The sequence below is a fragment of the Actinocorallia herbida genome, from assembly GCF_003751225.1.
Lineage (GTDB): Bacteria > Actinomycetota > Actinomycetes > Streptosporangiales > Streptosporangiaceae > Actinocorallia > Actinocorallia herbida.
Genome location: NZ_RJKE01000001.1, coordinates 2344854 through 2366171, shown reverse-complemented (window position 1 = coordinate 2366171; position 21318 = coordinate 2344854). Strand labels below are relative to the sequence as shown.

21 protein-coding genes are annotated in these 21318 nt (G+C 70.9%); 3 read left to right on the top strand and 18 right to left on the bottom strand.

Annotated features, from left to right (window positions below):
• Window positions 1-3 precede the first annotated feature (3 nt).
• The 12 genes from EDD29_RS11130 to EDD29_RS11075 form a co-directional block, all read right to left on the bottom strand.
• On the bottom strand, window positions 4-1041 hold the full coding sequence (locus EDD29_RS11130; protein WP_123664319.1) for a uroporphyrinogen decarboxylase/cobalamine-independent methonine synthase family protein: 1038 nt from the start codon (window positions 1039-1041) through the stop codon (window positions 4-6).
• Between the two features lie 2 nt (window positions 1042-1043).
• Window positions 1044-1511, bottom strand: a complete 468-nt coding sequence (locus EDD29_RS11125) for a GlcG/HbpS family heme-binding protein (protein ID WP_123664318.1) — start codon at window positions 1509-1511, stop codon at window positions 1044-1046.
• A 6-nt stretch (window positions 1512-1517) separates the two neighbouring features.
• Window positions 1518-2300: an alpha/beta fold hydrolase gene (locus EDD29_RS11120; protein WP_123664317.1), complete on the bottom strand. Its 783-nt coding sequence runs from the start codon at window positions 2298-2300 to the stop codon at window positions 1518-1520.
• 42 nt (window positions 2301-2342) lie between these two features.
• Window positions 2343-2714, bottom strand: a complete 372-nt coding sequence (locus tag EDD29_RS11115; RefSeq protein ID WP_123664316.1) for a VOC family protein — start codon at window positions 2712-2714, stop codon at window positions 2343-2345.
• Entirely contained in the window at window positions 2711-3517 is an 807-nt protein-coding gene (locus EDD29_RS11110; RefSeq protein ID WP_123664315.1) for a fumarylacetoacetate hydrolase family protein, read from the bottom strand. Before EDD29_RS11110 ends, EDD29_RS11115 begins: the two co-directional genes overlap by 4 nt.
• A gap of 1 nt (window position 3518) precedes the next feature.
• Complete coding sequence (locus EDD29_RS11105) at window positions 3519-4964, bottom strand: NAD-dependent succinate-semialdehyde dehydrogenase (protein ID WP_123664314.1); 1446 nt, start codon at window positions 4962-4964, stop codon at window positions 3519-3521.
• A gap of 23 nt (window positions 4965-4987) precedes the next feature.
• The gene (locus EDD29_RS11100; protein WP_123664313.1) at window positions 4988-5902 is read right to left on the bottom strand and encodes a VOC family protein; all 915 of its coding nucleotides are present in this window, start codon (window positions 5900-5902) and stop codon (window positions 4988-4990) included.
• Window positions 5903-6036: 134 nt separating this feature from the next.
• Window positions 6037-6948, bottom strand: a complete 912-nt coding sequence (locus EDD29_RS11095) for a LysR family transcriptional regulator (protein ID WP_123664312.1) — start codon at window positions 6946-6948, stop codon at window positions 6037-6039.
• Window positions 6949-7052: 104 nt separating this feature from the next.
• Window positions 7053-8012 (bottom strand): sugar ABC transporter substrate-binding protein, encoded by a 960-nt coding sequence (locus tag EDD29_RS11090; protein ID WP_123664311.1) that lies wholly within the window; start codon window positions 8010-8012, stop codon window positions 7053-7055.
• An 81-nt stretch (window positions 8013-8093) separates the two neighbouring features.
• Window positions 8094-9098 (bottom strand): ABC transporter permease, encoded by a 1005-nt coding sequence (locus EDD29_RS11085; protein WP_211359642.1) that lies wholly within the window; start codon window positions 9096-9098, stop codon window positions 8094-8096.
• A 2-nt stretch (window positions 9099-9100) separates the two neighbouring features.
• Window positions 9101-10612, bottom strand: a complete 1512-nt coding sequence (locus EDD29_RS11080) for a sugar ABC transporter ATP-binding protein (protein ID WP_123664309.1) — start codon at window positions 10610-10612, stop codon at window positions 9101-9103.
• 8 nt (window positions 10613-10620) lie between these two features.
• Window positions 10621-11193: a carboxymuconolactone decarboxylase family protein gene (locus tag EDD29_RS11075; protein WP_123664308.1), complete on the bottom strand. Its 573-nt coding sequence runs from the start codon at window positions 11191-11193 to the stop codon at window positions 10621-10623.
• Between the two features lie 189 nt (window positions 11194-11382).
• Here EDD29_RS11075 and EDD29_RS11070 point away from each other — a divergent pair, with 189 nt between their 5' ends.
• The gene (locus tag EDD29_RS11070) at window positions 11383-11793 is read left to right on the top strand and encodes a cupin domain-containing protein (RefSeq protein ID WP_123664307.1); all 411 of its coding nucleotides are present in this window, start codon (window positions 11383-11385) and stop codon (window positions 11791-11793) included.
• A gap of 62 nt (window positions 11794-11855) precedes the next feature.
• Here the strand turns inward: EDD29_RS11070 and efeU are convergent, their stop codons facing one another.
• The 4 genes from efeU to EDD29_RS11050 form a co-directional block, all read right to left on the bottom strand.
• Window positions 11856-12698 (bottom strand): iron uptake transporter permease EfeU, encoded by an 843-nt coding sequence (efeU, locus tag EDD29_RS11065; protein WP_123664306.1) that lies wholly within the window; start codon window positions 12696-12698, stop codon window positions 11856-11858.
• A 19-nt stretch (window positions 12699-12717) separates the two neighbouring features.
• Window positions 12718-13935 (bottom strand): iron uptake transporter deferrochelatase/peroxidase subunit, encoded by a 1218-nt coding sequence (gene efeB, locus EDD29_RS11060; RefSeq protein WP_123664305.1) that lies wholly within the window; start codon window positions 13933-13935, stop codon window positions 12718-12720.
• A gap of 2 nt (window positions 13936-13937) precedes the next feature.
• Window positions 13938-15053 carry an iron uptake system protein EfeO gene (gene efeO / locus EDD29_RS11055; RefSeq protein ID WP_123664304.1) on the bottom strand — a complete coding sequence of 372 codons (1116 nt, stop codon included), beginning with the start codon at window positions 15051-15053 and terminating at the stop codon, window positions 13938-13940.
• A 164-nt stretch (window positions 15054-15217) separates the two neighbouring features.
• The gene (locus EDD29_RS11050; RefSeq protein WP_123664303.1) at window positions 15218-15607 is read right to left on the bottom strand and encodes a BlaI/MecI/CopY family transcriptional regulator; all 390 of its coding nucleotides are present in this window, start codon (window positions 15605-15607) and stop codon (window positions 15218-15220) included.
• A gap of 48 nt (window positions 15608-15655) precedes the next feature.
• Between EDD29_RS11050 and EDD29_RS11045 the strand changes: the two genes are divergently transcribed.
• A complete protein-coding gene (locus EDD29_RS11045) occupies window positions 15656-16573 on the top strand; it encodes a M56 family metallopeptidase (protein ID WP_123664302.1) in 918 nt (305 codons plus the stop codon).
• A gap of 70 nt (window positions 16574-16643) precedes the next feature.
• On the opposite strand, the gene EDD29_RS47990 is transcribed toward EDD29_RS11045, so the two are convergent.
• A complete protein-coding gene (locus tag EDD29_RS47990; protein ID WP_123664301.1) occupies window positions 16644-19112 on the bottom strand; it encodes an MFS transporter in 2469 nt (822 codons plus the stop codon).
• A gap of 144 nt (window positions 19113-19256) precedes the next feature.
• Between EDD29_RS47990 and EDD29_RS11035 the strand changes: the two genes are divergently transcribed.
• On the top strand, window positions 19257-19841 hold the full coding sequence (locus EDD29_RS11035) for a TetR/AcrR family transcriptional regulator (RefSeq protein WP_170201360.1): 585 nt from the start codon (window positions 19257-19259) through the stop codon (window positions 19839-19841).
• 68 nt (window positions 19842-19909) lie between these two features.
• Here the strand turns inward: EDD29_RS11035 and EDD29_RS11030 are convergent, their stop codons facing one another.
• Complete coding sequence (locus EDD29_RS11030) at window positions 19910-21205, bottom strand: aspartate aminotransferase family protein (protein ID WP_123664299.1); 1296 nt, start codon at window positions 21203-21205, stop codon at window positions 19910-19912.
• Window positions 21206-21318: the final 113 nt, after the last annotated feature.

The window sequence follows — 21318 nt, the reverse complement described above, 5'->3', positions numbered from 1 at the left end:
GTCCTACAGCTCGTTGCCCCAGCACATGCGGGCGATGGTCTCGACGTGCACGAGCTTGCGGCGCTGGTCCTCGGCGGAGATCTCGGGGGCGCCCGCGGTGTCGGAGAAGCCCGACGAGGGGGTGATCGCGATGTCCTCGATGTCCTTGAGCTCCGCGGCCACGTCCATGCGATTCATGATCGTGTCGATGTCCTCCAAGGCGGAGGCGCGGGGGCTGACGATGCCGAGGGCGGCGTCGCGGTCGGCGGGGACGGCCTTGAGGAGGTCCGTCTCGCCCTGGGTGCCCTGGTCGTAGGGAAGGATCCAGCGGTCCACGGGGAGTTCGGCGAAGAGGCGGGCGGCGGCCTCGTGGTCCACGTCCGCGGCCTTGTGGGTGGGGCAGAGGCCGATGCGGACGCCCTCGGGGCGGTCCTCGACGGAGACGGCGAGGGCGTCGATCGCGATGGCCTCCTCAAGGGTGAGGGGCTGGCCGCCGCGGCCGAAGAGGTAGGCCTGGTAGCGGAAGTTGTTGAGCTGGATGAGGCGGACGCCGCGCGCGATCAGCTCCTCGATCTCGGCGCGGACGACGCGGGCCAGGGCTTCGCCCAGTTCGGCCGGGGTCTTGTAGGGGCCCGCCGGGTCGAACGAGGTCGCCGCGAGGTAGGCCGGCGAGGGCAGCGTCGCCTTGGGGGCGGCGGCGCCGGTCAGCTCGGCGAGCGCCGCGACGTCGGCGGCGACGAGCGGGCCGTCGGCCTTCAGCTCGGCGGACGCCAGCCAGGTCGGACGGCCGTACTTGTCGGCCTCCTCCGTGCGCCGGAAGCCGTGCACCGTCTCCAGGATCGCGCCGCGGAAGTCGGCCCGGCGGAAGTCGCCGTCGGTGACGACCGACAGACGGAGCTTGCGCTGGAAGCGCACCGCCTCGGCGATGGCCGCGTCCTCGGCCGCGCGCAGGCCCGCCGCGTCCAGCTCGCCGGCCGCATGCCGAGCCCGTGCCGCCAGCACCTCGGCCGGACGGATCAGGCTGCCGTGGTGGTCGATGCGGTATTTGAACGTGTCGGCCATGTCTACTTCTCCCCCGCCTCGTCCGCGGACTTGCCGGGCTTGCCCCAGGCGCGGAACTCCAGTTCGTAGCCGAGCGCGGCGAGCACGTCGTCGCAGGCCTGCTGGTCCTCGGCGGGGGTGCCGCCCGAGACGCCGAGGCCGCCGAGGATCTCGCCGTCCCGCTTGATGGTCACGCCGCCCTCGGTGGCGACGATCGGGTGGGTGCCCATGGTCGACAGTGAGGCGAAGAAGCCCGGGTTGCTGTTCGCCCAGTCCTTGAGCATCGTCGTCGGGCGCTCCATGACCGCGGCGCTGTACGCCTTGGCCAGGGCGATCGACGGGGTGAGCGGCCGGGCCCCGTCGGCGCGCTTGACGGACTTGAGGAAGCCGCCTTCGTCGACGACGGCGACGCTGAGCGCCTTGCCGAGGCTCTGGCCCTGCTTGAGGACGGCCTCGATGATCTGCTCGGCCTCTTCGAGAGTGAGTTTCATGAGTTTTCAGGCCTTCTTAGCCGAAAGGCGCTCGCGGATGCGGACGAGCGCGGCGTTGAACAGGTCCGGGCGTTCCCAGTACATGGAGTGTGGGGCGTCCGGAATGAGCTCAAGGTGGGAGCCCTTGAGAAGCTCGTGGGCGCGGGTGACGGTCGCCGGGCTGATGACGGCGTCCTTCTCCCCCGCGAGGAAGGTGACCTCGAGGCCGGAGGCGACGACCTCGTCGAGCGTCGGCCCGCCGACGGAGAGGTTGCGCAGGTCGGCCATCTTGGCGACGTTGAAGGTGCCCTGCTGCTGGAACAGGAAGGTCTTCGCGGCCTCGTTCGCCTGGAACTCCTTGGACAGCAGCCGGTCGATGACGGCGAGCTTGACGGCCTCGGCCCGGTCCGCCGCGACGAGCGGGGACAGCTCCGGGTGGGCGATGCCGCCGAGGGAGTGGCCGAGCGCGACGCCGCTGATCCGGTCCGGCCGGGCGAGCCCGGCCCGCAGCGCGGCGACCGCGCCGATGGACTGGCCGAACACCAGGACGTCGGTCAGGTTCTCGGCATCGAGGACGGCGAGGATGTCGCCGGGGAAGTCCTGGCCGTCGAACTCCGGCATGGACGAGTCGGAGTTGCCGAAGCCGCGCAGGTCGATCGTGACCAGCGTGTACCGGTCGCGGAGCGCCGCGACCTGCTGCCACCAGGCGGCGTGGTGGCCGCCGGAGCCGTGGATGAGCGCGATGGCCGGGCCCGAGCCGTGGACCTCGTAGTAGATCTTGACGGTGCCGTCGGAAAGTGCGACGCCCATGGGCGTTTTCTCCTAAAAGGGGGAAGGGACGGGTGCCGACGGTCAGTTCGGGCGGCGGCCGTGGAAGACCAGCTCGATCATGGTGTGGTCGGGGTCGTGGATGTAGCAGAACTTCGACTGGTTCTCCGGCCGCTCGATCGGCCGGGTGTGCCGGATGCCGAGTTCCTTGAGGTGGGCCAGGAAGCCGTCCCAGTCGTCCACCTCGATGGCGAAGTGGTAGGGGGCCATCCGGTCCATCTCCTCGACCGGGGTGAAGTGCAGGTCGAAGTTCCCGCGGGTCATCAGCAGGACCTTGGTGTTGCTCTTCGGGGTGATCGCCTTGAGGCCGAAGACCTTGGCGTACCACTCCTTGGTGCGCTCGATGTCGGTGGTCGGAAAGTTCACGTGGTGGATGTAGCGCGGCTGGTTGCTCATCGCCGGGGCCTTTCTGGATGGGTCCGTTCGAGGACGACGTGGTTGGTCAGCACGCCTATCCCACTGATCTCGATGTCCACGGTGTCCCCCGGCGCCAGCTGGCAGGTCGCGTCCGCGCCCAGCCAGAGGACGTCGCCGGGGTGCAGCGTGAGGTACCGGGAGGTCTCGACCAGGTAGTCGTACGGGTCGAAGACCATGTCCCCGGTGGCGAAGGAGGCGCGCTCCTCGCCGTTGACGCGCAGGGTGGTGGTCTGGGCCAGCGGGTCGACGTCAGTCTCGATCCAGGGGCCCATCGGTTTGAAGGTGTCGCTGTTCTTGCTGCGCCAGAACGACCGGTCGGCGTGCTGCCACTCGCGCGCGCTGACGTCGTTGCCGATCGTCCACCCGAAGACGGCCTCGCGGGCCTCGGCGTAGGACGCGTGCCGCAGCGTCCGCCCGATCACGGCGACGACCTCGGGTTCGGCCTCGAACCGCCCGGTGACCTCGGCGGGTTTGACGATCGGGGCTCCGTGCCCGGTGAGCGCGTTGTTCGCCCGGTAGGCCACCTCGGGCCTGTCGGGCAGCACCGCGGTCTTGTTCCCGAGCGCCTGGGCATGCGCCACGTGGCTCTTGTAGTTCATCCCGACGGCGTAGAACACGGGCGGGACGACGGGGTGCAGGAGGACCGCGGTGTCCAGGGCGATCACCCGCCCGTCCGGTGCGGCCTCCCCCTCGATGGGCGAACCGGTGAGCAGGCCGACGACGTCGCCGTCGACCCGTCCCCAGACGGGCCGGCCCTCGATCTCGACGCGGCAGTACCTCACGTCAGCTCCCCAGCAGGTGGGAGACGCGCTTGGTGAGGAAGTACGCCTCCAGCCCTTCCGGCCCGCCCTCGCGACCGTAGCCGCTGGCCTTGACGCCCCCGGACGGGGCCTCGGGCACCGAGCCGCCGCAGTGGTTGATGGACAGGATGCCCGCCTCGAACCCCCGGACCAGGCGCTCGGTGGTCGCCGCGGACTCGGTGAAGCCGTAGGCGGCCAGGCCGTACTCCAGCGAGTTGGCGATCTCCAGCGCCTCGTCGAGGTCGGTGAACCTGACGATCGGGGCCAGCGGGCCGAACGGCTCCTCGGCCATGATCCGGGCGTCGGCGGGCACGTCCACGAGCACGGTCGGCGGGTAGAAGTAGCCCTGCCGGTCGAGCCGGGCGCCTCCGGTGACGGCCTTGGCGCCCTTGGCGACCGCGTCGTGCACCAGTTCCTCGGTCGCCTTGAGCCGCCGCTCGTTGGCGAGCGGGCCCATCTTGACGCCCTCCGCCAGCCCATCGCCGACCACGAGTTCCTCGGCGGCCCTGACGAACTCCGCGACGAACGCGTCGTGCACGTCCGCGTGGACGAGGAAGCGGCTGGGCGAGGTGCAGACCTGGCCCGCGTTGAAGAACTTCGCGGTGGCCGCGCGCCGGGCCGCCCGCACGGGGTCGGCGTCCGCGCAGACGATGACGGGCGCGTGCCCACCGAGCTCCATCAGCGACGGCTTCATGGCCGCACCCGCCGCGGAAGCCAGCAGCTTGCCTACCGGCACCGAGCCGGTGAAGGCCACCAGCCTGATCTCCTTGGCCGGGATCAGGTGGCCGGAGACCTGGGCGGGGTCGCCGAAGACCAGGTTGAGCGCGCCCGCGGGCACCCCCGCGTCGGCGAAGCACCGGACCAGCTCGACCGCGGTCCCGGGGGTCTCCTCGGACGCCTTGATGATGATCGAGCAGCCCGCGGCCAGCGCCGCGGCGATCTTCCGGTTCGGCGAGCCCGCGGGGAAGTTCCACGGGGTGAAGGCCGCGACGGGCCCGATCGGCTCCTTGCGGACGGACAGCAGCGTGTCGTCGGCGGACGGGATGATCCTCCCGTACTCGCGGCGCGCGTCCTCGGCGTCCCAGCGGATCGAGTTCGCGACGCGCACCGCCTCGTTGCGCGCCTCGGGGAAGGGCTTGCCCTGCTCCAGGGTCATGATCCGGCCGATGTCCCCGGCCCGGGCGGTGAGCAGGTCGGCGGCCTTGCGGAGGATCTCCACCCGGCGCGCGATCGGCGTGCCGCGCCAGGCCTGGAACCCCGTGACGGACGCGGCCAGCGCGCGGTCGAGGTCGCCGGACGTCGCCAGGGGAACGTGCCCGATGACCTCCTCGGTCGCGGGGTTGACCACCGGGGCGGTGGCGCCGTTCTCGGCGGCGCACCATTCCCCGGCGATGTACATCTGCAAGGGGGTGTAGTCGTCTGTCGTCATCAAATGCCTTCTTCGCGTCTTCGTCAGCGCTCTTCGGGTTCCCGGGAGCTGCGCAGGGCCCAGATGTGGTGCGGGGGCGTGGTCTCGTGCACGCGGGTCTCGTAGGACTCGTCCACCCGGTCCATGTCGGCGGCGAGCTCGACGCGGCCGCCGCACGGGGCGTGGATGAACCGGAAGACGTTCGAGCCGATGGTGTGCCGGCCGAGCTTGCGCGCCTCCTGCCAGCCCTGCTCGATCATGTGGTTGCCGCCCTCGATCACGTCGTCGAAGCCGGGGACCTCGAACGAGACGTGGTTGCAGCCCGCGCGGTCGGGGCGGTGGCAGAGCAGGAAGTTGTGCTGGTCGTCGTCGCCCTCGCACTGCATGAAGACGCCCATCGGCTTCACGATGTCCGTCGCCCGGAAACCGAGGCGGTCGAGATAGAAGGCGTTCGCCTCCTCCCACCCGGCCTTGGGGATGTTCAACGCCACATGGCACATTCGGATCGGCCGGACCCGGCCCACGGAAGTGACCGAGGAATTCCACCGGGAGACCTTTCCCCAGGTGTTTCCGGTGCGCGGATCGGCGAATTCCGGCGGGGTCGGCCCGGCCAGTGTGAGGCCGACTCCGAATCCCGTTTCGTCGACCGTGTGGAAGACGCCGTGCGCGTCCTCGCGCACCGGCCGGTCGGCGCCGGCCCTGGCCACCAGCTCGGCCAGCGACTCGGCGGTGTCCACGCCCCAGACCACCTCGCGGATGGTCGGCGTCTTCTCCAGCGCGGGCGGCAGCAGCGGGTCCGGCGCCGTGTCCAGCACGAACGTCTGGCCGATCAGCGTGGCGAACACCGCGCGGGTCTCGGTGGCCTCGACCGGGGCCAGGCCGAAGTCGGTGAAGAACCTGATGTTCTCCGCGAGGTCATCGACGGTGTAGACCACCGACTCGATGCGCTGGATTCCCATTGCCGTCCCTTCATTGCGAGTGCCGATTCGCGCCGCGGCACGCTGTCGATCCTAGGAACTCCGCCGCCGGTGCGGGGTGCGCGGAGCACTACCGAATGTGCAAGTGTTGGTTGCACGCGGCGGTCGCGTGCCCGTCACAATTGATAGGACGGCATCGGATTGTCGGAGAACCATCCGGTGAGGAAGTCGAGGAAGACCTCGACCTTCCTGGGCGCCTGCTGGGCGGGCCCGTAGATCGCGTACAGGCTGCGGGCGGGGACGGGCAGCTTGGGCAGGAGCACCTTCAGGGCTCCGCTCATGAGGTCGTCGTAGGCCGGCCGGTGCGGGATCAGCGCGATCCCCCGGCCGTGCACGGCGGCCTTCTGGAGCGCGAGGTAGGAGTTCGAGGAGAACGCCACGTTCCGGATCTTGTGCAGGGTGCTCGCGTGGCCGTGGCCGATCCGCCAGACCGGGTCGTTGACGTGCACGAGGCAGTCGTGGCGGGCCAGGTCGTTGGGGTCGGTGAGCAGACCGTGCGCCTCGATGTAGGACTCCGACGCGCACAGCACGAACGGCAGCGACGCGATCTTCTTCAACCGGACGCTGGAGTCGCGCAGGTCCCGGGTGTGGAAGGCGACGTCGAAGCCGTCGTCGAGGAAGTCGTAGGTGCGGTCGGACATGCCGCCCAGCTCGAACCGCACGGTGATCTTCGGATGGGCGGTGGAGAACGCCGCGATGGCGTCGCCGAGATCCAGGCTGCCGATCCATTTCGGACAGATGATCGACAGGGTCCCCTCGGGTCTGTCGTGGGCCTCGGCGAGGTTGGCGTCCTCGTCGTCGATCTCGTCGAGGATGCGCTGGGCGAACTGGCTGTAGCGCACCCCCGGCTCGGTCAGGCTCACGGACCGGGCCGTGCGGTTGACCAGCCGCACGCCGACCTGCTTCTCCAGGTCAGCGACGTGCCGCGAGATGAGCGACCCGGAGGTGCCCAGCATCTTGGCCGCGCCGCTGAAGCTGCCGACCTTCGCGACCGTGACGAAGCTCCGCATGACGAGAAGACGATCCATGGTTTCTCCCTGGCACGAGGCCGCGCCGGGGGGACGTCCGCCTTCTGGGCTTTCGGCCCCCCCGACTCGGTTAATTGTCCGTTAAGTGTGCCTTACGTCACGTCCTACTCGATGCAGTACTGCGGAGCCTGGTCCGTGTTGTCCTTGGTGATCAGCTGGATCGGCACCTGCGCGATCTTGTCGGCGGTGCCCCCGCCGAGGAGGGTCTTGGTGTTCTGGACCGCGAGCTTGCCCATGGCGGCGGGCGAGTTCGCGACGGTGGCCGAGAAGCTGCCGTCCTTGATGGCCTCGATGCCGGGCTCGCTGCCGTTGACCGTGACGATCTTGACGTCCTTCTTGGCCGCCTTGAAGGCGTTGAGCGCGCCGAACGCCATCTCCTCGTTGGCGACGAACACGTAGTCCAGGCCGGGGTTCGCCGAGATCATGTTCTCCGCGACGTCCTGGGCCTTGGCCCGGTTGAACATGCCCGGCTGGTCCGCGACGACCTTGGCGGTGTCGGGCAGCGCGTCCTTGAAACCGCCGGTGAGCAGCTCGGACGCCGCGCCCGGGGCGCCCGCGATCACGCCGACCTCCACCGAGGCGCCCTTGGCGTCCTCGGCGACCCAGCCCGCGTCGAGCGCGCCGACCTGCTTGAGGTCGACGACCGCCGCGCCGAGGATCTTGGAGGCGTCGTCGGTGATGACCGAGGTGAGGAAGATCGGGATCTTCGCCCGCTGCGCCTTGGTGATGTCGCCCTCCAGCGCGTCGACGTTGACCGTCTGCACGATCAGCGCGTCGACCTGGCGGGAGATCATGTCCTCGATGTTGGACAGCTCGGTGCCGGGGTTCTGGCCCGAGTTCGCCGACAGCAGCTCGATGCCCTCGGCCTTGGCCTCGGCCTCGATGGACTTGAGCAGACAGGTGTGGAACTCGGTGTTCGCGCCGTTCACGAACCCGATCTTGATGCCGTCGCCGCTGCCGCCGTCGGCGGTGTCGCCGCCGCTGGAGCCGCAGCCGGCGACGAGGGCCGCGGACGCGGCGATCGCGAGGAAGACGCCCAAGGGGCGGAAGACGGAAGAGCGCATGGGGATGCCGCCTTTCGGGGTGGTACCGGGGATGAGGGTGAGGTGCGGGGGCTGGAGCCCCCGCGGGGTGGTGGGCCGGGGTCAGTGCCTGCGGCGTTGGAGCTGGTTGGCGACCGCCGCGACGAGCAGCACCGCGCCGACCGAGATCAGCTGCCAGTAGCTGGGGATCTGGAGCAGGTTCAGCACATTGGCGACGACGCCGAGCAGGACCACGCCGAGCGCCGTCCCGATGACGCTGCCGCGCCCGCCCTCCAGGGACGTCCCGCCGATGACGACCGCCGCCACCGCGGTGAGCTGGAGCGACAGGCCGCCGGTACCGGGGCTGCTGGCGCCGAGCCGGGCGAGCAGCATGATCCCGGCGAGGCCCGCCAGGGCGCCGCCGAGGCTGTACAGGACCAGCTTGTGCCGGTTCACGTTGATGCCGCTGAGCCGGGCGACGTCCTCGTTGCCGCCGATCGCGAACGCGTCGCGGCCGAAGGTGGTGTAGCGCATGGCGACGCCGGTCACCGCGAGGACGAGCAGCGCGACGATCATGAGGTTGGGCAGGCCGAGCAGCGAGCCGCTGCCGAGCTCCATCAGATGCTCGCCGATGGAGATGCTCATCCCGTTCAGCACGAGCAGCGCGACGCCGTCGAGGAGCGTGGCCGTCGCGAGGGTGACGACGAACGGGGCGACCTTGGTGTAGGTGACGACGAGGCCGTTCACCAGGCCGATCACGGCGGACAGCAGCAGGCAGACGATGACGGCGGTGCCGGTGCCGTGCCCGTCGTCGATGAGCTGCGCGGCCACCGCGGTGACCACCGAGACCGTGCTGCCGAGGGAGAAGTCCATGCCCCCGGCCGTCATCAGCAGGGTCAGCCCGCCCGCGATGACCGCGGTGACGCTGACCTGCTGGAGCACGTTCAGCAGGTTCGCCGAGGTCAGGAACGTGTCGGTGCGGACGCTGGCGAACAGCACGATCAGCACCAGCACGGCGAGCAGGCCCTGGTGCGGCACGTGCCTCAGCCCGCGCAGGAACCGGAGGGCTGCGGAGTCCTCGTCCGACACTGCGGGACCGCGGTGTGCTGCGGTCGATTTCACGGTCACGGTCATCCTCCAAGCACGGCGGCGATGAGTTCGTCGCGCGTGATGTCCTGTGTGCGGTATTCGCCGATCATGCGGCCGTCGCGGACGGCGATGACGCGGTCGGCGAGACGCATCACCTCTTCGGCCGACGAAGACGCCAGGAGCACCGCCACGCCCCGGTCGACGAGGGTGTCGATCAGCGTGTGGATGTCGGCCATCGCGGCGACGTCGACCCCGTTCGTCGGGTCCTCCAGCAGGCAGGCGGTCGGCTCGGTGCCCAGCCACTTGGCGAGCAGGACCTTCTGCTGGTTCCCGCCCGAGAGGCTGCCGACCGGAGGGTTCTGGGTCAGGGAGACGACCCGGTAGTCCGCGCGGAGCGGGGCCGCCCTGCGCGTCAGGGCGCCCCAGCGGTGCAGCCTGCGCCGGTCGAGCCGGTCCTGGGCGAGCAGCAGGTTCTCGTCGATGGACAGCTCGGGGATCAGGCCGAGCGCCCGCCGGTCGCCGGTGACGCAGCGCAGCCCGCTGGCCAGCGAGAGCGCGACCTTCCCGAACGGGACCGCCCTGCCGTTCACCGCGAGGGCGCCCCGGTCGGGGCGGCGCCGGCCGGACAGCAGGTCGAACAGCCGCGACTGGGCGTCGCCCGCGGGGCCGAGCACCGCGACGACCTCGCCGCGGCGCACCTCGACGCCGAACCCTTCGATGGCCCTGCCGTGCGACAGGTCGCTGATCGCCAGGCCCACCTCGGGCGCGCACGGCCTGCGCTGCGGCTTGGTCGAGACGACCTCACGGCCCACCATGTCCCTGACGAGGCCGCGCTCGTCGGTCTCCCCGGCGCGCAGTTCGCGCACCACCCTGCCGTCGCGCATGACGGTGATCCGGTCGGCGATGTCGAGGACCTCGTCGATGTGGTGGGAGATGTAGATGATCGCGGCGCCCTTGTCGCGGAGCCTGCGCACCAGACCGCGGACCTGGGCGGCGGCCTCCGCGCCGAGGCAGGCGGTGGGCTCGTCCAGGATCAGCACCCGGCCGCCCCGCCACACCTCGCGGGCCACCTCGACCATGGTCTGCTCGGCCACGGTCAGGCCGCCGGCGAGCGCGTCGATGTCGATGTCGATGTCGAGCTCGCGCAGCGCGGCCCGGGCGTCGCGCCTGACCTGCTTCCACCGCACGAACGAGCCGCGGTGCGGCAGCCCGCCGATCATGATGTTCTCGGCGACGGTCAGCTCGGGCACCAGCTCGCGGCGCTGCGGGACCGTGGCGATCCCGAGGCGGCGCGCGAGCCTGCTGGTCAGCTGCTTCTGGACCCGCCCGGCCACCTCGACATGGCCGGAGTCGGGATTCTCGATGCCCGCGAGCACCTTGACGAGCGTCGACTTGCCCGCGCCGTTCATGCCCATGAACGCGTGGATCTCGCCGGCCCTGATGTCGACGGAGACGGCGCGCAGGGCGACGGCTCCGCCGAAGGTCTTGGTGACGTCGCGGACTCTGATGATCGCGTCGGCGGCCTGGGTGGGATCGATCATGGTGGTCGTCATGGCACCGCTCACTCGGAGACGCGCGCGTACCCGCGGATGTCGGGGAAGGGGGGCTCGCGGTCGGCCTGGAGGTCCACCTGGAAGGCGTTCAGGCACATGCCGAGCATGGTGAAGTTGCCGAGCGAGCCGACCGCGTCGACCAGGCCCTGGGCGCCGAAGTGCTTCTCGGCGGCCCGGAAGGTCTCCTCGGTGACGAAGTGGTCGCGCAGGATCTCGATGCAGAACCGGTAGAACGCCTGGTCCTCTTCCAGCTCGAACTCGGGCTCGCGCCGCTCGGCGATGGCCTTGACGGCCTCGGCCGGGACACCCGACTCGATCGCCTTGTCCACGTGGGCGTTCCAAGAGTACTGGGCGTCCCAGTTGCGCGCGGCCAGCAGCAGGGTCAGCTCCCGCAGCCGGAGCGGAAGGCACGACTCGAAGCGGGCGAACGCGCCCAGCGCCTCGACCTTCTCGCACAGCTCGGGGCTGTTCAGCCAGACGCGGAACGGTCCGCGGACCGCGCCGCGGCGGCCGGCGATGCGCTCGGCGATCTCTTTCTGCCGCTCGTCCATCGCGGCCGGATCAATGACGGGAAGTCTCATGCGTACGGGAACCCTTGCCTTGTGATGCGGACCACTCGGGACCGGTTTTGCAAGACCGTACAACTCGGTACGGGTCGCCCCACACCGCTGCACGCGCAACGTAAAGCTGCACGTCTTGGCACCCCTCATGGGCAATCGCCCGTTCTAATCTCGAACGGCACGTTACGAGGCCGTGAAGGAGAGATCACCGTGACCACGATCATCAAGGTGGCCGAAGTCAGACTGCTCGACCGGGGCGGTGCTGTCGTGACCACCCCGCTGATCACCACGACCTCCGCGGCGGGCGAGAACAGGATCACCAGCGGGATCAGCGTCTACCCGGTCGGCTCGGGCGCCCCTTTGCACTCCCACAACTGCGACGAGCACGTGACGATCCTCGACGGCGAGGCCGAGGTCGTCGTGGAAGGCGAGGTCACCCGGCTCGGCCGGCACGACACCACCTACATCCCCTCCCCCATCCCCCACCTCTTCCGCAACGTGGGCGACACCCCGCTGCGCATCCTGTGGGTGTACAGCTCCGGCCACGTCACCCGGACCTTCACCGAGACCGGCGTGACCGTCGAGCACCTCTCCGCCGAGGACCAGATGGGCAAGGACTGACATCGCGCGGAACGCGAAGGACCCCGGCTCAGGTGAGCCGGGGTCCTCGTGGCGTGCCGTGGTCAGGCGCCGGCGGGGGCCGCCTGGACGCGGGCGGGGCGCAGGAACAGGTACAGGACGGGCACCGCGTAGGCGAGCCAGGCGACCGCCTGGAGCCAGGTGACGGTCGGGGTCAGGTTGAAGATCCCGTGCAGGAAGGTCTGGAGCCACTCCCCGGGACGGCCCCAGTCGGCGAAGAACAGGGACGGCTGGAAGGCGACCGCGTCCAGGCCGGGCAGGACGTCGGCCTCCTGGAGGTCGTGGAAGCCGTAGCCGAGCACCCCCGCCGCGACGACGACGAGGGCCCCGCCCGTCCAGGTGAAGAACTTCCCGAGGTTCAGCGACAGCCCGCCCCGGTAGAGCAGGTACCCGAGGACGACGGCGGTGGCCAGCCCCGCGAGCGCCCCGCCGACGGACTGGGCGGGCGACACATAGGAGTGGGCGATGTTGGTCCACAGGAAGAGCGCGGTCTCCAGGCCCTCCCGGCCGACCGACAGGAACGCGACGACGGCGAGGGCCGCGGAACCCGTGTCGAGGGCCGCGTCGATCCTGCCTTCCAGCTCGGCCTTGATGCCGCGCGCCGCCTTGCGCATCCAGAACACCATCCAGGTGACCAGCCCGACCGCGACGATCGACAGCAGGCCGCCGGTCAGCTCCTGGATCTTGAAGTGGTGCTCCCCCGCGACGACGGTCTGGAGCAGCAGCGCGAACAGCACGCTGAGCGCGATCGCCGCGCCCACCCCCGTCCAGACCGGGACGAGCGCGCGCCGGTTGCCGGTCTTCACGAGGTAGGCGATGAGGATGCTCACCACGAGGGCGGCCTCCAGGCCCTCGCGGAGGCCGATCAGGTAGTTGCCGAGGAACAAGGGGTGCCTCCGGGGACGGCTAGGCGAACTTGGCGAAGAGGGTGTCGCCCCAGAAGCCGCCCTCGCGGACGCCCGGGGGGATCGCGTAGACACCGCTGCCGACGTGCTGGATGTACTCGTTCAGGCGGTCCGTGCGCAGGTTCGACTGGACCTTGACGAAGCCCTCGGACACGTCGCGCTGGTAGGCGAGGAAGAACAGGCCGGCGTCGAGGCGGCCCAGGCCGTCGGTCCCGTCGGTGAAGGAGTAGCCGCGGCGGAGCAGGCGGGCGCCCGCGTTGGAGTCGGGGTGGGCGAGGCGGACATGGGCGTCGGGGGCCATCTTCGCCAGGATCACCGGGTCGTGCTCGCGGGAGCGGCCGGGCCCGGCGCCCTCGCCCTTGGACCTGCCGATGACCTGCTCCTGCTCGGTGAGCGAGGTGCGGTCCCAGGTCTCGATGTGCATCCGGATGCGGCGGGCGACGAGGTAGCTGCCTCCGGCCATCCACGCCGCGCCGTCCCCGGCCGCGACCCAGACGTGCGCGTCGAGCAGCCCGGCGTCGGTGCCGGGGATGTTGGCGGTGCCGTCCTTGAAGCCCATCATGTTGCGCGGCGTCTGGGAGTCGGGCGTGGTGGAGGAGGTCTTGCCGAAACCGAGCTGCGACCAGCGCACCGAGACCGTGCCGAAGCCGATGCGGGCGAGGTTGCGCACGGCGTGCACGGCGACCTGCGGATCGTCCGCGCAGGCCTGGACGCACAGGTCGCCGCCGCTGCGGGCCGTGTCCAGGTTGTCGCCGGGGAAGTGCGGGAGGTCGACCAGAGCCTTCGGCCGCTGGTCTTCGAGGCCGAGCTTCGTGAACAGCGACGGGCCGAACCCGACGGTGAGGGTGAGCCGGGAGGCCGGCAGGCCGAGGGCCTCGCCGGTGTCGTCCGGCGGGGCCAGCGGGACGCCGTCGACCGCGCCGTCGCCGACGGGCGCGCCGCGCGTCATCGCGGCGGCGGCCTCGGTCCAGGCGCGCAGCAGGGCGGCGACCCGGGCCGGGTCGTCGGTCGTGAGGTCGAACGCGGCGAAGTGCAGACGGTCCTGCACCGGAGTGGCGATCCCGGCCTGGTGCGGGCCGTGGAAGGCGACGACGCCGGGATCGGCGTGCGCGGGCTCGTCGCCGGCGCGCGCGGCGAGCAGGCCCGCCGCGCCCGCGAGCACGCCCGCCCCGCCGGCGCCCAGCAGGGCCCGGCGGGAGAGGCGGGGACGGGAGGCCATGGTCAGGCGACCGCGGCGGCGAGCTTGGACAGGGGTTCGCCGAGCGCGTTGACCACATCGGTCAGCGTCTTGCGGTCGGCGGCGCCCACGGTGTCGTAGGAGACGTAGGAGTCGCCCTTCTCGTGCTTCTTCAGCGCGGTGAACACGTCGGCGAAGGCGGTGTCGAGGGTGCCCGCGAGCGCGGCGTCCTTCTCCTTGACGACCGGGGAGAGCAGCTCGTACACCTTGAAGGCGCCGTCCACGTTGGCCTTGAAGTCCACGAGGTCGGTGTGCGAGAACGCCTCCTCCTCGCCGGTGATCTTGCCGGTGGCGACCTCGTCCAGCAGTTCCTTGGCGCCGTTGGCCATGGACGCCGGGGTGATGTCGACGGTGTGCACCCGGCTCTGGAGGTCCTTGAGGTCGGTGATCAACTGCTCGGCGGTCTCCTCCTGGCCCTTGACCGATCCGTCGGTCCACAGGGCCTTCTCCAGGCGGTGCCAGCCCGTCCAGGCGGCCTTCTCCTCGTCCGTCAGGTCGGCCTCGCGGGCGTCGATCTTCGGGTCGAGGTCGCCGAACGACTCCGCGACGGGCTCGACGCTCTCCCAGCCGAACCGGGAGCCCGCGTAAAGCTCCTTGGCCTTGGCGACGTCGCCGGACTTCACCGCGGCGACGAACGCCTCGCTCTTGGTGACGGTGTCGGCCACCTGGGCGTCGATGAAGAGCCGGTAGTCGGCGACCGCCTTGACCAGCCGCGGGTCGAGCGCGGCGGCCGCGCCGGAGACCTTGACGTCCTGCCGGATGCCGTCGCCGACCATGCCCGGCTTGCAGCCGATCTGCTGGTCGCCGGCGGGCAGCGTGACGGTGATGTCGTAGGAGGTGCCGGGGCCGATGTTCTCCTTCTCCGACAGGGTCTTGCCGTCGGGCGCGTAGAAGTACACCTCGGTGACCTTGGAGCCCTTGTTCACCAGCGTGAAGGTGTGCGATCCGGCCGCCAGATCCTTCTGGGAGACCTCGCACGCGGTGTCGGTGGACACCACGGTGAGCGCCGCGGGGTCGGCGGCCGGATCCGACCCGCCGCAGGCGGTGAGGGCCGACACGCAGACGGCGCCGGTGAGGGCGAGCAGGGGCAGGGAGCGCATGGGGGTCTCCGCAGGGGTGAGGTGCTGGCGCGGCGCGCGCCGGAGCGGATCACCCCGGCATAGGTGAGCCTAACCTACCTTCTACAGCGTGTAAATTCCGGGGCCGGTCCACCGACCTGCGGGGATGTCCGGAGAACGCGAGAACGTCGTGCCCTGAAGGGCTGTCAGTCTTCGGGGTCGTTGAGCAGGGCGCGCAGGAACTCCTCGTCCCCCTCGTCCAGCGTGCTCATGAAGTGGCGCAGCACCGAAGTGCGATCGGGCTCCTCGGCCAGCAGGCGGCTCATCCGGCCCGCGACCAGCGCGGCGGCGTCGGAGACCGCCTCGTAGCGGTAGGCGCGGCCGTCGCGGCGGCGGGTGGCCGCCCCCTTCTCGAACAGCCGGGTGAGGATCGTGACGACCGTGCTGTAGGACAGCTCGGGAAGGCGGTCGCGCACTTCGCCCGGGGTAAGGCCCCGGCCCGCCTCGGTGAGCACGGTGACGATCTGGCCTTCGAGCTGGCCGGACTTCCGCCGTCCGCTCCCCTTGTCGGGGCCGGATGAGGAAGGAGTACTCACCTTTCGACTCTATCGGTGCATCCCCGGCACGGTGGGACACTGAGCAGCGTGTTCGATCATTTCGTCTGGTCGGTGCTGGTCGCGCCGGTCCTCGTGGTGGGCGCGGCCCGGGTCGTCGCCGGAAGGCTGCGGCCCGGCGCGGGGGCCGCGGTCCTCGCCTGGTCCGCCGCCGCGGCCGCCTGCGGGGCGGTCGCCAACCTCGCCCTGTTCAGTGCCAAGGCGTTCGCCGAGGTGCCCGCCGTCGACGCCTACTTCGGCTGGTCGCGCGGCACCGTCCTCGCCGACACCGCCCATGTCCCGTGGGTGTCGTGGGCCTCGGCGGCCCTGCTGGCCTGGTGCGCCGTCTCTGCGGCGCTGGTCTGGCGGCGGCACCGGCGCGGGCGCGAGGTCGCCCGGACCCTAGCGCCGCTGCCGGACGACCAGCGGATCGTGCTCGTGCCCGAGGACTCCCCCGACGCGTTCGCCGTCCCCGGCCGTCCGGGGCGGATCGTCGTCACCAGCGGGATGCGCGCCACGCTCACCGACGCGCAGTACACGGCGCTGCTGGCGCACGAGCGGGCCCACCTGGACGGGCGGCACCACAGGCTCGTCCTCATGGCCGACCTCGCCGGGGCGCTCCACCCTGCCCTCGCGTGGGTCGCGCGGCGGGTCGGCTATCTCGTCGAGCGCGACGCCGACGAGATAGCCGCGGCCGAGGTCGGCAGCCGCAGGACCGTCGCCAAGGCCATCGCGGCGGCCGCCCTCGCCGCCCGGGAGACCCCCTCGCTCGGCCTTCACCTGGCCAGGCCGGGCGCGGTTCCCCGGCGCGTCACGTCCTTGCTCTCCCCGGACCGCAGGACGCTGCTGCCCTGGGCCGGGATCCTGCCGCTCGCCCTCGCCGCGAGCTCGCTGGTGTGGACCGGCGAGGCGGCCCTGGACTTCGAGCAGCTGCTGCGGGCCGCGCATCAGACGTCGCTCCCCCGCTGACGGCCGCGACGCCGAAGGACCCCGGCTCGTGAAGAGCCGGGGTCCTTCGTGGTTCCTGCCGTACCGCGCCTTAGCCGACCGAGGGGTCGGTGCCCAGGGCGGTGCCCTCCATCCGGGTCGTCATGGCCTGGAGCTCCGCCGGCGTGACGCCCTTGGCGTTCCGCAGGTCGGCGCCCGACAGGTTGGCGTCCGTCAGGACCGCGTTCTTCAGGCGCGCGCCCGTCAGGTTCGCGCCTTCCAGGTCGGCCCCGGTCAGGTCGACCTTCCGCAGGTCGGCCCCGGCGAGGTTGGCCCCGCGCAGGTCCGCGCCGGACAGGTCCGCGCCGCGGACGGCGATCGCCGAGAGGTCGACGTTCTCCCCGGTCTGGTGCGGCTGCCGGCCGATGACCTTCAGCGCGACGGCGATGTCGGTCGGCGGCGTCGCCGGGACGACCTCGCCCGCGGCCGGGGTGTGCGCCCGGACGAATGCGGCGAGGACGCCCACGACCGCCTGGCGGTCGCGCGGCGAGTCGGCGGCGACCCGCTCCAGCGTGTAGACCGCGCCGGTGCGCACCTCGGCCTTGGCCGCGCCGAGCTGGCGGACCGCCTTGGTGTACTGGTCGGCGGCCTGGGCCTGCTGGGAGACCGTGACGCCGTCGCGGGCCACGTCGGTCTGGTCCTGGCCGCCCTGGAAGGCGACGAACCCGGCGCCCGCGGCGCCGATGACCACGACCGCGCTGATCAGCAGCGCGTTGCTGGTGATCCGCTCGCGCCTGCCGCTCGGGTGCAGGTGGCGCGGACCGCGCGCCTGGACCCGGACGACCTCGGGCTCGCGGTTCCGCGGCTCGGGGTGCTCCTCGCGGAGCCCGGCCGGGATCAGGAAGCCGTCGGTGGTCTCCGCCGGGCCCTCTCCCCGCAGCTCGTACTCCCGCTCGGCGGTGGTCAGGGTGGTGACCGTGGCCACGGGACCGCTGGTCACCGAGGCGCTCGCGCCGCTGGTCACCGAGACGGCGACGGGCTCGGGGGCCGCGTGGCGGCCGGCGAGGTCCGGGGTCGTCATCTCGGCGGCCTTGACGACGGGCTCGTCCTGGAGCTCAAGGCTCTCGCGCAGGGTCTGCGGCCTGAGGAACAGGGCCGCGACGAGGCCGACGACCGCGATCCCGAGCGAGACCAGGAAGATGTGCCCGGTGGCGTCGCCGTAGGCCGAGCGGACGATCTCGGCGAGCGGCGCCGGCAGCGACGCGACGTCGAGGTTGCCGCCCTGGCCCCCGGTCGGGGTGATGCCGATCTTGGCGAAGCCGTCCTTGATCAGGTCGGCGACGCGGGTGGCCAGGATGGCGCCCAGCACCGAGACGCCGATGGTGCCGCCGAGGGACCGGAAGAACGTGACCGAGGCGCTCGCCGCGCCCATGTCGCGGATGTGCACGCCGTTCTGCACGATCAGGACCAGGTTCTGCATCGACGCGCCGACGCCGGCGCCGATGAGCGCGATGGCGACCCCGATGTAGACGAGGCTGGTCTCGTGGTCGATCACGGACATCAGGCCGAAGCCCACGATGAGGACGACGAGGCCGAAGATCACGTGCGGGCGCACGCTGCCGGTCTTGCTGATGATCCGGCCGGTGATCGTCGAGGCGACCAGCACCCCGAGCATCATCGGGATGGTCAGCAGGCCCGCCTGGGTGGGCGAGTAGCCGCGGCCGATCTGGAAGTACTGGCCGAGGAAGACCGAGCCGCCGAACATCGCCATGCCGACCGCGAGGCTGGCGATGATCGCCAGCGCGGGGGTGCGCTGCTTGACGATGCGGATCGGGACGACGGGCTGCGGGTGGCGGAGCTCGACGAAGATCGCGATGACCAGGAGCACGATGGTCCCGCCGAGCATGGCGCCGGTCTGCCAGGACAGCCAGTCGAAGGAGTCACCGGCGAAGGTGACCCAGAGCAGGAGCACGGAGACGGCGGCCGCGATGAGGGTCGCGCCCCAGTAGTCGATCTTGACGCCCTCCTTGCGCACATGCGTGATGTGGAGGAACTTCTGCAGCACGGTCACCGCGATCGCGAGGAACGGCACCGCGATGAAGAAGCACCAGCGCCAGCCGAGGAACGAGTCCGAGATCACGCCGCCGACGAGCGGGCCGCCGACCGTGGCGAACGCCATGACGCCGCCGAGGTAACCGTTGTACTTGCCGCGCTCCTTCGGCGGGATCATCGCGGCGATGATCACCTGCACCAGGACCTGGAGCGCGCCCGCGCCGATGCCCTGGAACGCGCGGAACGCGATCAGCTGGCTGGTGGTCTGCGCGAAGCCACAGGCGATGGTCGCCACCACGAAGATGGCGATGCCCACCTGGAGCAGCAGCTTCTTGTTGAAGAGGTCCGCGAGCCTGCCCCAGATGGGGGTCGTCGCGGTGGTGGTCAGGAGCGTCGCGGTGACGACCCACGTGTACTGGGACTGAGAGCCGCCCAGTGAACCGACGATCTGCGGCAGCGCCACCGAAACGATGGTGCTGCTCATCAGGCCGATGCCCATGACCGTGAGCAGGCCGATCAGAGATCTCATGATCTCCGAGTGGCTTTTGGTCTCAGATGCCGTGTTTGTCACCAGACGTCCCCCAAGTAACGATTGAACTTCCTCAGACTACCTGCACATCGTGCAAAGTTGCACACTGGGCAGAAAGCTCGAATTCTGCATACCATGGGGTCCATGACCAGCACGCACGGCCTGCGCGAGCAGAAGAAGGCCGACACCCGGCGGGCCGTCCACCATGCCGCGATCCGCCTGGCGACCGAGCACGGCTACGACAAGGTGACCGTCGAGGAGATCGCCGACGCGGCCAACATCTCCCGCCGCACCTTCTTCAACTACTTCACCGACAAGGCCGAGGCCGTCATGTTCGGTGAGGAGGATCTCTTTCGGATGCTGCTGGTCACCGTCGACCGCCAGCCCGCCGGGCTGTCCGGCTGGGAGGCCCTGCGCGCGGCCACCGACCTGCTGCTCGCCCCGATGCGGCTGCCCGACCCCGAATGGGCGGAGCGCTCAAGGCTGGCCCGTCGTCACCCGTGCCTTCTCGCCCGGCTCCTCGCGGGGCAGGCCGATCTGGAACGCGACCTCTCCGAGCGCGTCGTGGACCGCGATGACTGTACCCGCGAGCGCGGCCGCGTCGTCGCGGCCGCCTTCCTCTCCGCCATCCGCACCGGCGGCCACCTCTGGTTCGACGACGCCTGCGCCGTCCCGCTCCAGAAGCACATCTCCGCCGCCCTGGACGAGGTGGAGCTCCCCTTCGTCTGACCGTCCGGGTGAGGATTCTCACGCGAAAGCCCGTCCGCGCCGACGCGCGGACGGGCTTTTTCACGGGCTCAGCGGGTGACCTGCGTCACCGCCTTGTCCAGGATCTCCAGGCCGAGGTCGATCTCGGCCGGGGTCACGGTGAGGGGCGGCGCGATCCGGAAGACGCCGCCCATGCCCGGGAGCTGCACGATGTTCATGTGGAGGCCGAGATCGAGGCAGGCCGACGTGATCGCCTTGCCCAGGTCGTCGGCGGGCTCCTTGGTCGTCCGGTCCTTCACGAGCTCGATGCCCTGCATGAGCCCGCGGCCCCGGACGTCGCCGATGCACTCGTGCCGTTCCTGGAGCGCCAGGAGGCCCGCCCGCAGGCGTCCGCCCAGCTCGGCGGCGCGCTCGTGCAGCCGGTCCCGCAGCACGATCGACACGACGGTCCGGCCGACGGCGGCGGGCAGCGGGTCGGACACGTGGGTGGTGAAGAACAGGTAGCCCAGCTCGTGGCAGCGCTCCTCGATCTCCGCGCCGGTCACGACCGCCGACAGCGGCAGCCCCGCGCCGAGGGTCTTGGAGAGGGTGAGGATGTCCGGCACGACCCCGTCGCGCTCGAACGCGAACATCGCGCCCGTCCGGCCGAGCCCGGTCTGCGCCTCGTCCAGGATCAGCAGCATCCCCCGCTCGACGCACTTGTCCTTGAGCGCGGCCAGGTAGCCGGGCGGGAGGTCCACCAGGCCGCCGGAGCTGATGATCGGCTCCACCATGCAGGCGGCGAGCGCGCCCGCGGACTGGGCGTCCACGAGATCGAAGGCGTGGTCGAGCTCGGTGCGCCAGTCGTGCTCGCCGTCGCGCAGGAAGCGCGTCCGGTACGCGTTCGGCGCGGGGATCGCGATGTTGCCGGGCACGGGCGGCCCGTACCCGCGCCGTCCCGCGCTGTAGGTGGCGGCCGCCGCCCCCGACGTCATTCCGTGCCAGGACGTGCTGAAGCTGACGATCTCGTAGCCGCCCGTGTAGAGCTTGGCCATCTTCAGGGCAGCCTCGTTGGCCTCCGCCCCCGTCGACAGCAGCATCGACTTCGCCAGCGGATCCGGCGTGATCTCCGCGAGCATCCGGGCGAGGTCCACGACGGGCCGGCTCAGCATCCCGCTGAACAGGTGGTCGAGGCTGCCCGCGTACTCCCGCACCGTGGCCACGACCTCGGGATGCGCGTGCCCGAGGACCGCGCTCATCTGCCCGGAGGTGAAGTCCAGGATCGCCCTGCCCGAGTCGTCATGGACGAAGGACCCCGCGGCCCGCTCGATCACCGCGGGGCTGAACGCCCCGCCGTACCGCACCAGATGCCGCTCGACGTCCCCCCAGAACTCAGCCCCGGCCATGTCCACACCTTCCAGCAGAAGATCACCTATGCCGGAATTGTCCACCCAGGGAGGCTCGACCGCCAGGTGATCCCCAATGTCCCTTCCGCGCGCTTCGCCCGTATCCACACGGG